General features: G+C 49.7%; 10 protein-coding genes. 2 read left to right on the top strand and 8 right to left on the bottom strand.

Features of this window, described 5'->3' with window-relative positions:
- Window positions 1-101: 101 nt before the first annotated feature.
- From CVV44_17675 to CVV44_17700, 6 genes are all read right to left on the bottom strand, one after another.
- Window positions 102-2,075 (bottom strand): MacB family efflux pump subunit, encoded by a 1,974-nt coding sequence (locus CVV44_17675; GenBank protein ID PKL36052.1) that lies wholly within the window; start codon window positions 2,073-2,075, stop codon window positions 102-104.
- Window positions 2,072-3,082 carry an RND transporter gene (locus CVV44_17680; protein PKL36053.1) on the bottom strand — a complete coding sequence of 337 codons (1,011 nt, stop codon included), beginning with the start codon at window positions 3,080-3,082 and terminating at the stop codon, window positions 2,072-2,074. Before CVV44_17680 ends, CVV44_17675 begins: the two co-directional genes overlap by 4 nt.
- Window positions 3,021-4,313, bottom strand: coding sequence for a hypothetical protein (locus CVV44_17685; GenBank protein ID PKL36054.1), 1,293 nt, complete (start codon window positions 4,311-4,313; stop codon window positions 3,021-3,023). The genes CVV44_17680 and CVV44_17685 overlap by 62 nt, the downstream gene beginning before the upstream one ends.
- A gap of 358 nt (window positions 4,314-4,671) precedes the next feature.
- Entirely contained in the window at window positions 4,672-7,140 is a 2,469-nt protein-coding gene (locus CVV44_17690) for a leucine--tRNA ligase (GenBank protein PKL36269.1), read from the bottom strand.
- A 16-nt stretch (window positions 7,141-7,156) separates the two neighbouring features.
- Window positions 7,157-7,612, bottom strand: a complete 456-nt coding sequence (locus CVV44_17695) for a PTS fructose transporter subunit IIA (protein PKL36055.1) — start codon at window positions 7,610-7,612, stop codon at window positions 7,157-7,159.
- A complete protein-coding gene (locus CVV44_17700) occupies window positions 7,584-7,880 on the bottom strand; it encodes a hypothetical protein (GenBank protein ID PKL36056.1) in 297 nt (98 codons plus the stop codon). Before CVV44_17700 ends, CVV44_17695 begins: the two co-directional genes overlap by 29 nt.
- Between CVV44_17700 and CVV44_17705 the strand changes: the two genes are divergently transcribed.
- Both CVV44_17705 and CVV44_17710 read left to right on the top strand, forming a co-directional pair.
- Window positions 7,879-8,634, top strand: coding sequence for a hypothetical protein (locus tag CVV44_17705; GenBank protein PKL36057.1), 756 nt, complete (start codon window positions 7,879-7,881; stop codon window positions 8,632-8,634). The genes CVV44_17700 and CVV44_17705 overlap by 2 nt on opposite strands.
- A 119-nt stretch (window positions 8,635-8,753) precedes the next feature.
- Window positions 8,754-9,347: a hypothetical protein gene (locus CVV44_17710; protein ID PKL36058.1), complete on the top strand. Its 594-nt coding sequence runs from the start codon at window positions 8,754-8,756 to the stop codon at window positions 9,345-9,347.
- Window positions 9,348-9,498: 151 nt separating this feature from the next.
- Here CVV44_17710 and CVV44_17715 read toward each other — a convergent pair whose 3' ends face one another.
- Together CVV44_17715 and CVV44_17720 are read right to left on the bottom strand one after the other, a co-directional pair.
- Complete coding sequence (locus CVV44_17715) at window positions 9,499-12,222, bottom strand: hypothetical protein (GenBank protein PKL36059.1); 2,724 nt, start codon at window positions 12,220-12,222, stop codon at window positions 9,499-9,501.
- Window positions 12,223-12,251: 29 nt separating this feature from the next.
- Window positions 12,252-12,476, bottom strand: coding sequence for a hypothetical protein (locus CVV44_17720; GenBank protein ID PKL36060.1), 225 nt, complete (start codon window positions 12,474-12,476; stop codon window positions 12,252-12,254).
- Window positions 12,477-12,487 lie beyond the last annotated feature (11 nt).

A 12,487-nucleotide genomic window follows, 5' to 3' on the forward strand; every position in this document is an offset into this window, starting at 1 on the left:
AAATAGTTTACTATTTAAAAAATAATCAGAAAAGAATGTCGGTGGCTCTATTCATGATTGGGTAATGGAGCATATCGACGGGGCAACATAACCATCGTCGATTATTCGTATCGCAGGGCCTCGATGGGATTGAGCCTGGATGCCTGGGTTGCCGGCCAGATTCCGAAACCGATGCCGATGCAAATCGAAAAGAATACGGCTCCCAGCACCGCCATGATAGAAATTTTTACGGCCCATCCTGCTATGAGGGAAAAAAGCAGTGATATGGAAACTCCCAGTATGATCCCGGCCACGCCTCCCGTGAATGTCATTATTACCGCCTCGATGAGAAACTGGTAGAGGATATCCTTTCGGCGCCCGCCGATGGCCTTGCGAAGTCCTATCTCCCGCGTCCGTTCCTTTACCGATACGAGCATGATATTCATCACGCCCACACCTCCCACGATGAGGGATATGGCTGCAACCGTTCCGAGCAGGAGGCTCATGGTGGTGGCGGTGCTCATCATGGCCTTTCTCATTTCGGAAAAATCCCTGACTTCAAAGAGGCTTTCCTGTCCGGGAAGAACTTTATGCCTTGTTTTTAATGTGCTCATAAGGATTTCCTTTACAGATTCGGCGTTTTCAGGGGATGCAATTTCAACATGTATATCGTCAATGTAGGTTTTACCCGAAAGCCGGTACATGGCTGTTTTTATGGGAATGATAATGATATCGTCCTGGTCCCGCATCATGGTTGCCCCCTTGGCGGGGAGGATGCCGATGACGGTAAAACCGATTTTATTTATTTTTATTTTTTTCCCGATGGGATATTCTTCGCCGAAAATATTTTTTAAAACCGTGGCGCCGATGACTGCGACTTTTTTCCTGGACCGGTTTTCCATCTCGGTGAAAAAACGTCCCGTCACGGGAACCGATGCCTTCATCACGGCGTAATCGACTCCGGTGCCCATTATGAGGGTGTTGCTGTTTTTTGCCCCGTAAACGACCTGGGCCCGGCTGTTTACCGCCGGGGATACTTTTTTTATTCCTTCGATTTCGAGAAATGAATCGGCATCAGCGATGCTTAAACGGCTCCCTTCTCCCTGCTGGAGAGACACACCTCCCGACCGTCTGAAACCGGGGTGAACCGTGAGTATGTTGGTGCCCAGCTTGTTGAGGCTTTCCGTAATAGATGCTTTTGCTCCTTCTCCAATGGCCACCATGGAGATCACGGCAGCGACTCCTATCAGTATGCCCAGCATGGAAAGCAGGGACCTCATTTTATGGGAAACCAGGGAGAGCGCGGCCTGGCGGATATAATCCATGAATTCGGCCCGTCCGAACGAGGCCGATGTAATTTTCAGAGCTCCGTTTATTTTGTCTGTATCTCCGGCGTCGGGAGATGCCGTATGAGTCTTGTTGTTTCTTTTATCTGAAATAATTACGCCGTCTTTCATCCGTATGATGCGTTTTGCCCGCCGTGCAACATCCTCCTCGTGCGTGACCATCACAATTGTTTTTCCATTGTCGTTCAGCTTTTCCAGAATGTCTATTATTTCACTTTCACTTTTCGTATCCAGGTTTCCCGTTGGTTCGTCGGCGAAGAGTATCACGGGCTCGTTCACCATTGATCGGGCTATGGCTACCCTTTGCTGCTCGCCCCCCGAGAGTTCATTCGGGTAGTGATCGACACGGTGACCCATTCCGACCCATTGCAGTTTTTCATCGGTCTTTTCTGCCATGTCTCGCTTTCCGGCGTAGAGCGTGGGGAGCATGACATTACCCGCTGCTGATAACCGGGGAAGGAGCTGAAACTGCTGGAATATAAAGCCGGCTATATGATTTCTCAGGATGGAAAGCTTGTCTTCATCGAGGCCTGTCACATCATGTCCCATTATGGCATAAGAGCCCGATGTGGGGGTATCAAGAAAACCCAGGAGGTGGAGCAGCGTCGATTTCCCTGAACCGGATGCTCCCATGATGGCGACGAACTCACCGGATTCAATGGCAAGTGAGACGCCGTTGACCGCTGCTACCTCGGTGTCGCCCATTTGATAAATTTTTGTGATGTTTTTAAGCTCAATAAGGGGGGTCATTTCTTTGTCGCTCCGGGCCGCTTGGGCATGAAGGGATTGGTAGCGTCCGACGCTTTTTCCGGTGTATAACTGCGCACCGGGACCATGACAGTGTCGGCCGAGCTCAGTCCTTCCGTGACTTCGATGTTCTGATCATCGGCGATTCCCGTGGTGATAGGGCGTTTTTCCGGCTGTTTTGAGCCTTCTTTTTTGACGAGGACGAAGCTCCGGCTACCCTCCTGGATGATCACATCCTGGGGAATCAGGAGCGCATTGTTTATTTCTTTTTCCGTTATTTCTATGCTCGCACTCATGCCGGACCTGAATTCGGCGGGAACGCTGTCGGGTGTTATCACCACATTATAGATCGTCACATTGTTCACGGTCTCCGATTCGTAATATATATGGGTGACCTTTCCTTTAACCGGCACTTCGGGATGGGAATCGAGTGAAATATATGCCGATTGGCCCTCCACGACCTTCCCTATGTCCGTCTCATCCACCTGCGCCTTGACGATAAGCCGGTCGGAAATGACCAGGATTGCGTCAGTAGTGGTCACGGTCTGTCCCGGTTCAATGGAACGGACTATGACCGTCCCATTTATCGGGGCAATGATGGGGATTGGTTTATAAGCGTCCTGCCAGTAGGCAAGGGCCGCGGCTCCCTGGAGACGGGCTGCGTCTATGAGTGCGGCCCTGTCGGTTGAACTCATGATGGCGAGAATTCGGCCTTTGTATACGCTGTCTCCCTCTTTTACGCGAATCTCTTCAATACGGCCGGCCACGGACGGTTTGATTTCCAGCCTGTTTTTCGGAAGTACCGTTCCCGTTGTTGAAACCGTCAGCTTGATATCGCCGGAAAAAGGTTTGATCTCTTTCATGGCGACATCGGAATTTTTTGTACACGCGGTTTTAATGATGAAAAACCCGCCGACGCACATTAAAGTGATGATGAAAAGTGCCGGTTTATTTTTTATTTTCATAATCCAGGGAGCCTCCCGTTGCATAGATCCATTGTGCTTCGGCATCCAGAGCCGCTGCGCAGGCCGTAAGGTGCGCTTTTTTCGTATTTGCCATGTTGCTTTCAATAATTGTCCAGTTGTCGAAAGTCAGCCTTCCGATGGAATACTGGGTCTCACCGATTTTTGATCTCTCAAGAGCGGCGGTAAGCGTTTCTTTCTGCACCTCGACGGTATCAATGCTGTCCCTGAGATTGTTCCATGATTCCTCCAGGCTTCTCATTACCTCATTTTTGACGCTTTTTTCATCACACTGCGCCTGCCGGTAAAGAGCCTTTGCCCTCTCATGGGAGTACCATGTCTCTCCGCCGGAGAACAGGGGCGCGGTGATTTCAAATCCCACTGACCAGTTCCCCGACATGCTGCCCGGTGAATCACCGCTTCTTCCGGCGCTTCCCGTGCCATACAGTTCCGGAGAGTAGGCGAGCTTCGAGGATTTCAGTTCGTATAACGCTGCGTTTACGGTCGACATGGATTTTCTGTATGTAGGATTATTTGCTGCCAGGAAAATAAAATCCGGTTTCAGATCATACGAGGCAAGGAGGGTTAAGTCGCCTGTTACTGAAAAGTCCGGCGGTTCCTCCATTCCCATGATATAACATATCGTTTTTTTCCGTAGTGATATCTCCCTTATGGCGCTTTTAACATCAGCCTGGGATTGAAGATAATCGGCCCTGGCGAAATAATAGGAACCCCGGTGTTCACTGCCGGATTCATATTTCATTTTTACCAGTTCCAGTATGTGCTTTCTTCTTTGTTCTATTTCTTCCAGTATGGCCAGCATTTCCTGGGCCTTCAGGAGAGAGATAAAGGCCGTTTTCAGGTTGTATCGCACCGTGGCTGATGTGGCAGAATAGTTATATAAAGATGAATTTATTTCGGCATCGGCGCTTTTCAGGTCGTAGACGGATTTAAAGCCGTCAAACACAAGCTGTTTCGCCGTTATCCCGTAAGCATATCTCTCTGTAGACCCGTATCCCGCTCCCGACGACCCCGATGATTTTTCGCCCGAGGCTGTGGCGCTTATCTGTGGGAGTAGGGGTGACCGTGCTATCCCCCTGGCCGCTTTTTTCTGGTTTATTATCTCACGGGAAGATAACAGGTCCGGGTTGTGCGCAAGGGCGGTTTTCACACAGCTTTCCCATGTATACCTGACCGCGTTTTCGGCGGAGGCCGGTGTAAGAAGGGAGATACATGAAAATAACATGAGTAGCAGGATGGTTACAATGTTTTTTCCCATGATTATCGTATCCTCGGATTTCTTTATATTGAATAAAAGAGCGTCTCTGCGCTCGTGATGGATTTTTCAGGCACCTGTCTTATAGACCCCGGTTTATTTCTTATTGTTCCATTTTTATGGTTTATATGCAAGAAAGAGTTTTGGAATTTGAATAATTCAGCGGCGGCGCGTCGGGATTAATGCGGTTATATCGTCGACCGGGGGATCAGTTCCGCTAAGGGACCAATGCCTGTCATTGTGCTGTCCGTTGATGAGCTTCGGGCCGCGCTTCACCTTCACCACGGTATAGTTGCCGGATGGGCAGTTGTGACAGGCGTCAGGAGCAGCAGGAACAGAACACGCGCAGGCCGGTATTCTGCTATTTGACGACGATATTCACCAGCTTGCCCGGCACGGCTATGACTTTTACGATGGATTTTCCCTCGATGAATTCCTTTACGCGGTCGTTTTCCATGGCCATTTTTTCCATGTCTTCCTTCGTGATGTCCGACGGGACCATTTCCTTGGACCGTATCTTGCCGTTCACCTGGAACACTATTTCGGTCTCGTTGCGCGTGGTGAGTTCATCGATATATTCCGGCCATGCCGCAGCCGTAAGTCCCTGCTTTCTGCCCAGGGTTTCCCACATCTCCTCGGCGGCATGGGGAATGAAGGGTGAAAGCATGGGGATGAATTTATCGAATATTTCCGATAAAACGGCCCTTCCTGCCGGGCTTTCCCATTCTTTTTCTTCAACCTGGTACAGGGCGTTGGTGAGCTCCATCATACGGGCGATAGCCGTGTTGTACTGCATACGCTCCTCTATGTCTTTGGTGACAATTTTCAGGGTCCGATGCATCTCGATCCTGATTGTTTTCAGGGCATCGGTGAGCGCCTGGTTGTCGACGGCATGCCCGGCGTCGTATAGATGGGCGAAGCGGTTAACAAAACGCCATACCCGGCCGATGAAGCGGTAGCTTCCCTCGACGCCCTTGTCGGACCAGTCCAGGTCCTTCTGGGGAGGCGCTGCGAAGAGCATGAAAAGGCGTACCGTGTCAGTGCCGTATTTCGCGATGATCTCGTCGGGGTCAACTACATTGCCCTTGGACTTGCTCATCTTGGCCCCGTCCTTAATGACCATACCCTGTGTGAGGAGTCTTTTAAACGGTTCGGTGGAGTTCAGGAGGCCCATATCGTGCAGCACCATGCCGAAGAAGCGGGCGTAGAGCAGGTGAAGCACGGCATGCTCGATGCCGCCTATATACTGGTCCACGGGCATCCAGTAGTTCACTTCGTTTTTATCAAAAATTTCCGCCGATCCCGGCGAGGTGTATTTCGCATAATACCATGATGAGTCCACGAAGGTGTCCATGGTCTCGGTCTCGCGGCGAGCCTCTCCGCCGCAGCCCGGGCACTTGACATTGAGGAAGGATTCCATTTGTGTCAGCGGGGAGCGGGAGTCGCCGTGGAAGTCAACCTCGGTAGGAAGCAGGACCGGCAGGTCCTTTTCCGGTACGGGAACTGCCCCGCATTTGTCGCAGTAGATCATGGGGATTGGGCAGCCCCAGTAACGCTGACGGGAAATCCCCCAGTCGCGGATGCGGTAGTTCACCTGCCGCTTCCCGAATCCCTGCTTCTCGGCGTAATCGGAAATGCCTTCGATGGCCTCGCGGTTGTGGAAACCGTTGAAGGGTCCCGAGTTGACATTGACGCCGTCATCGATATAGGCGTCGGTCATGGCATTCACCTCGATGGGACTTTCAGGGTTGTCGATGACGAGCTTAACGGGGATGCCGTATTTTTTCGCGAAGGCAAAGTCCCTGGTGTCGTGGGCCGGGACGGCCATAATGGCGCCCGTACCGTATTCCATGAGAACGAAGTTGCCCACGTACAGGGGCACTTTCTCATTGTTGAAGGGATTGATGATTTTCAGTCCCGTATCGATCCCCTCTTTTTCCTTGTCGTCGGAGATGCGGTCGGCCATGGACTGTGTCTTGATACGTTTGATAAATTCCTTTACGGCAGAATCGGTAATTTTTTCCAGGAGCGGGTGCTCCGGGGCGATGACCATGAAGGTAACGCCGTACACCGTGTCGGGCCGCGTCGTGTATATAGGGAAATCCTCTCCTGATTCCAGTTTAAAAGTTATCTCCAGTCCCTTTGACCGGCCGATCCAGTTGCGCTGCATGGTGATGACCTGCTCCGGCCATGTATCCTTCAGTTCTTCATGTCCCGCCAGGAGCCGTTCGGCATAGGCGGTTATCCTGAAGAACCACTGTTCCAGGTCCTTCTGGTGTACCTCGGAATCGCAGCGCCAGCACACACCGTTTTCCGCCTGCTCATTGGCCAGGACGGTCTGGCACGAGGGACACCAGTTTACCGATGATTTTTTCTTGTACACCAGACCCTTCTCGAGCATTTTTACAAACAGCCACTGGTTCCATTGGTAATATTCCGGCTTATAGGTGGCCAGCTCCCTGGTCCAGTCATAGGAAAAGCCCATGCGGCGGAGCTGCTTTTTCATGTTGTCGATATTTTCCGCCGTCCATTTGTGCGGCGGTATATTGTTCTTGATAGCGGCGTTCTCAGCTGGAAGGCCGAAGGAGTCCCATCCAATGGGATGAAAAACGTTTTTCCCCTTCATTTTCATGTACCGCGACACGATGTCGCCGATGGTGTAATTTCTCGCGTGTCCCATGTGAAGGCGTCCCGAGGGATAGGGGAACATCTCCAGGACATAATATTTTTCTTTCGAGGGATCAACGGTGTTCTTAAAGGCACCGTCCTCTTCCCATTTTTTCTGCCATTTATTTTCTATATCGATGAATGAATACTCGCGTTCTTCCATGGGTGACCTCTGCAGATTATTTTCCTTCTTTTTCAAGAATACCGAGGATTTCGTCCGGGGACGATGACCTGATTATGCTTTCCTTTGTCTTCTCATTTTTCAGGATTGCCATGATATTCGAGAGCAGCCTCAGGTAATCCTTGTGCTGCCGTTCCCCCGCCGCTACGAGGATTATGAGGTGAACGGGATGACCGTCCAGCGAATCAAAGTCGATTCCTTTCTTGGATATACCTATGGCAAAGGCCATCTCTTTTACCATGTTGATCTTGGCGTGGGGTATGGCAATACCCAGTCCGATTCCCGTACTCATGATCTCCTCCCGTTCCTTAAGGGCCCGTGTCAGGGTTTCCACGTCGGAACAGATTTCACTGTCCTGGAAGACCTGTGCCAGTTCCTCGATGGCCCTGAATTTGTTGTCAGCTTCCAGTTCCCGGATGAATTTTTTATTTGTGTAAACCGCTACGGGGGACATATGAATACCTCACATTTTCTGAATTGAAAGAGAAGATCATACCCTTTTTCAGCCCCTTCAGGTATATGTCAATGATTAATTCTTTTTCAGCCCCGTGGCTTTTTTTCTTGACATTTTTAGATATTTTTACATTTTGATGGACTTTAAGTATCTGTTTAACTGAAATTGTAAAGAGGGGCGCTGAACAAATCCTGGAAGGCTGCGGGGAAACCGAAACGGTTTTTCCGAATAATTTATTCCTGATACGTGTTATAAGGTTGGCTGTCATGCATACCAAAACGCATAATTCCGAAAATCTGCAGCAGCGCTGCCAGGAACTGGAGCTTTTGCTGCGTCAGAAGGAGCAGGACCTGGACCTCTTTAAGAAGGCCGCCCTGGAAGCCGAGATGCGCTGTTTTAAAATCGCCACGGAATACAAACAGGCCCTGGTGCAGAGGGACCGGGCCCTCATGGAACGGGAGCGCCAGATAAACGAGGTGCGGCTTCGCAACGAGGAACTGCAGGACCTGCGGGATAAATACCAGGGACTGGCCATGCGCGACGATCTTACGGGCATCTATAACCGGCGTTATTTCTTCGAACTGCTCATCAACGAGATGGAGCGATGCAGGAGATACAGCGGCGCCTTTTCACTCCTGATGTTCGATATCGATAATTTCAAGCATTTCAACGATACCCACGGCCATCTCATCGGCGACGAGGTCCTGCGGCACTGCTGCGACATCGTGAAAGACAATATTCGTAAAAGTGATATATTCTCGCGCTTCGGCGGCGAGGAATTCATGATTATTCTCCCTGAAACGGAGCTGAAATCGGCCGGTATCCTGGCTGAGAAGCTCCGTCACCATATCGACGACTCGCCCCTGGACCTGGGGAAACAGGAACTCCATGTGACGGCCAGCTTCGGCGGCACCGGTTTTGACGAACGGGACATGCTTAAAACCGTCATCGAGCGCGTGGACAATGCCCTGTATATGGCCAAAGAACGGGGCAGGAACCGCGTGGAACTGGCCTACTGCTGATCATTTCAGCAGAAATATCGAATTTTTATTGACTTAATTGCCCGTATATCTCTACTATAATAGAACTGCTTGCCATAAGTGGGACTAATTCGTCAGCATACTATATCCAGGGGTACAATATGAAAGTTGTCCACGTATTAAAACGCATCGAAATGATCGACAATGATATCAAGGATCTTAAAAAGCTTGAGAAGTCCATCGCCAGCAATAAATCCTTCTCAACCCCCATATACATGTCCATCGAGAAACAGATCAACATTCTTTTGGGCGAGAGGATAAAGATGCTGGAACTCGCTATCGCCAATCCCCCGGAAAGCCTGGTTGAACTGGTCGAGGGCAAACCGGAAGAGCGGCATACCGAACCGGCAAAAAAGACCGCAAAGAAAAAACCGGTCCCGACAAAGGCAAAACCCTCGTCTCCGGGAAAACCGAAACCCAGGTCAGGCGCCGATGATGATATGTCCGACGATGATGATATCCCTATGCTCACCCAGGACATGATCGATGCCAGGATGAACGATATCAAGGTCAAGGAGGCCCCCCGGAAAAAGGAGGAGGCCAAATCCGATGTTCACGGCAGTGATGACAGCGTGAAAATACTGGACATAGCCCTGGAAAAGGGAACTCTGAGCCGGAAGGATGTTGATAACCGGAAGGATGTCGATAAGGAGAAGAAGGTACGCTTCTTCAGGGAAAATTTCCCCACGGATTAACGTCCTATACTCTTGCCCCCGGCGAACGGACCTGCCGTCCTTAATTAACTGAGACCCGCCACCCCCTGAGGGGGGTAATACATTCATTTTACAATTTCCTTTAATGGCAAGTCCCCCTCCGGGGGATTTAGGGGGGGGGCACCGGCCAGCTTTACTTTGACAGCAATTTAGCCAAAACAAATTCCAGCCGGTATTTCTCCAGGAAGTAAACCGCCGAGCCCATCTCCATGTCTTCATCGCGTATGCCGTTAAATTCAATGGCGCTGATCAGTCCGTTTCCGCCGATCTGTGTTTTGATTCCGCTCAGCTTCTGCGAGAGGTTTTTGAGGGGAGTGAAATCCGTGGAGGCGCCGGGAGTTTTTATGCAGTAATAGTACTGGTTGTCGTTATACCGCGCAATGATTGCCACGGTAGGTTTCACCGTACGGAACTTCATGAGATGCAGGTCGGCCAGGAATGAACTTTCATTGGAGAAGGAGACCTCTCCCTGTTTGGACCGTGCCAGTTTGAGCACCTCTATCTTGACATTTATACGGGAAATCACTTTTTCATTATTTATGGATTCTATAACATTTTTACTGAACTCATAGAGGTGCAGCAGGGCCTGTTCCTTGTCGGCCTGGGGTTTAACAAAGGAGAAAATATTTCCGCGCTCATCGAGGATATACATGAGCACATGTTCTTTTTTGTCCTCGTAGATGATGGAGATGGAATTTTTCTTTCGTTTGTTATAAATGGCTTCCATCATCATGATGCGCGGATCACCCCCCTGGAAGTGGAGCGTCATGGCCTTCTTGGGGCTCACCGTGAGGGATGCCAGCATTTTAATGAGATGGGGCTGCCTGGTTACGGTGATGACTGCGCCATCCCTGTTTATCACCACAAAATGGGAGCCGATCCTGGTAACCAGGCGGAGCGACGACGGGGGATTGCTTTGAACGATGAAGTCATAGGTTTCCCTGAAAAGGCGGTCAATGTCTTTATACATTTTTTTAAAGGGTTCAGGCGTATTGACGGCGCAGTATTTTTCATAGGGCCGCTTAAGCAGTATACCGTCGCAGAGTATCGTTTCCAGTATCCCGATGAGGGCATCCTCGGAAGTGTAATGATGGATATAGCTCTGTCCCCAGCTTGTCTTGAATACATGGTAGATGCTTTCCAGGGCATCGGCGTTTTCGCGGTTGAAATTGATTATTATCATGTTGATGGTGTTGAAAGTCCGGTTGAGGTAGAACTCGTTTTTCAGATAAATATCACCGCCGACGAAAAGGTTTGATATCTCCGTGAGGAGCTCCAGGATTAGATTCTGGTTTATCCTGCTGTATCCCGACTGGATCTGGAGCCGCGTGAATGTGGGATTGAAAATCTGGTTTATGGCGGTCCAGGTCATGAGCTTCACCAGGTCCCTCTCGGTCTTGAGCGTAGTGGAGATGAATTTGTCCGTGGAGCTTGTATCGCGTTTATACAGCCGCCATTCGATATCGGTTATCCCCGCGTTCAGGGGTTCTACGTAGAGAATGGATTCATGGGGTGTGTCCTTGAAGGTGACATAGTTGTCTATCTCATCCTCGTTGGGGGTGAAATTGGCTTTGATTTTTCTGCTGAGAAGCATGAAGTCCGATTCGGAGATGCTCTGCGCCAGGTTCATGGCGGGAAGCTCACGGGCGATTTTCTGATAGCTGAGGAGCATGAATTTTTTCACCATGTTCCAGAAGAACATGATTTTTTTATAATCCCAGTTGTCGAAGTTGTCGTTTTCTTTTATATCGGCGGCGGTCCAGTTCCATTCCTTTACATAGCTGAACATGACAATGACCTTGTAGGGAAGGTTCTTGCTCTTCTGCATGGCGGCATACTTGGACAGCTGGGGATTGATTTTAAGATAGAGGTTCTGCCGCAGGATCGTCAGGAGGTTCCGGTCTTCCAGTGTGGCGTTATAATAATCGTACACCTCTTCAAAGAGAAGAACATACGAGTCGAGAATCTTGTTGTCGAAATCACCCTTGTGAATGGCCGATTTTATTTTCTGGCTGATAAGGTATGCCTGGTCCGAACCGAAAAGGTATTTTTCCAGGATGCCGATTTTCAGAATGGACTTGAAGGGATTCCCCAGGGCCTTTATGAGCTGGAAAAGGGCCGAACCGAGAAAGTCCTCCTTGGATATGTTGTAGAGATTGCCCAGGTCAATATAATACTCCTCGCGAAGCTCCGCCGGAACCTGCTGGTAGAGCATATCATATTCCCTGTCGCCGATACGGGGGACCACCCACCAGAAGGGGATTTTTCCGGCGATTATAATGGAGCTCCGGTAAAACTCGTCCTTCAGGGTAGCACCAATGGTTGATCCGAAGGCCTCATCTTCATCCTCGGCGTAGATGTTATTTCGGAGGTTGCTGATATCGTTGGGGAAGAGATGCACGTCGATTCCGGCTTCATCCTTGGTCCATTTTTGTATCTCGTCTATCTTCCTCTGAAAGTTACTCATGACGTCGGCGGGCACTCCCTTCCTGTCGATGCAGACCCAGTAATCGAAGTCGGACTGCTTCGTGTAGGCGATTGTGCCGACGCTTCCCATGACGGCCAGCATTTCCACGAAGGGGTGCTGGTTGTGGATGGATAATCCCGTTTTATGAAACCTGTTTTCCAGGTATTTGATCGTTTCCCGGTCGGGCTCATATCCTGCAATGCCCAGGGGAACCTTGCCCTCGACGAATCCCGGTATTTTCCGGTCGTTTACGCACAGGAGGAGCGGAATGGCATTGACGACCTTTTTAATCGCCGTATTGGTAATGAGCTGCTGGAATCGGTCGAACTTGGCCCTGTTAAAGGTGAGAAAATTCTCCCGGTTTTTTTCGATTGTTTCTATAAATGACATGATATCCGGTATTTATCGGCCGTTGAATTCTATAAGGTTGATTTTATTTTGATGTACTGTTTAATAAGTGTTACTTTATAAATGACGGCCCCACTATCAAGTAAAAAATGAATAATGGTACAGGGATGCGGTCTTTTTAGTGCAGGTGAAAATTTAAAAAATTTAATAATAGACATTAGCATTGCCTGAAATAGGTTGGTATTTTGGCCGCGTATGCCGGGCATGATAAAAAAGAGAAGGTAAATTATCGGCATATACTGAATGC

It is taken from the genome of Spirochaetae bacterium HGW-Spirochaetae-1, from assembly GCA_002839375.1.
Taxonomy (GTDB): Bacteria; Spirochaetota; UBA4802; order UBA4802; family UBA5550; genus PGXY01.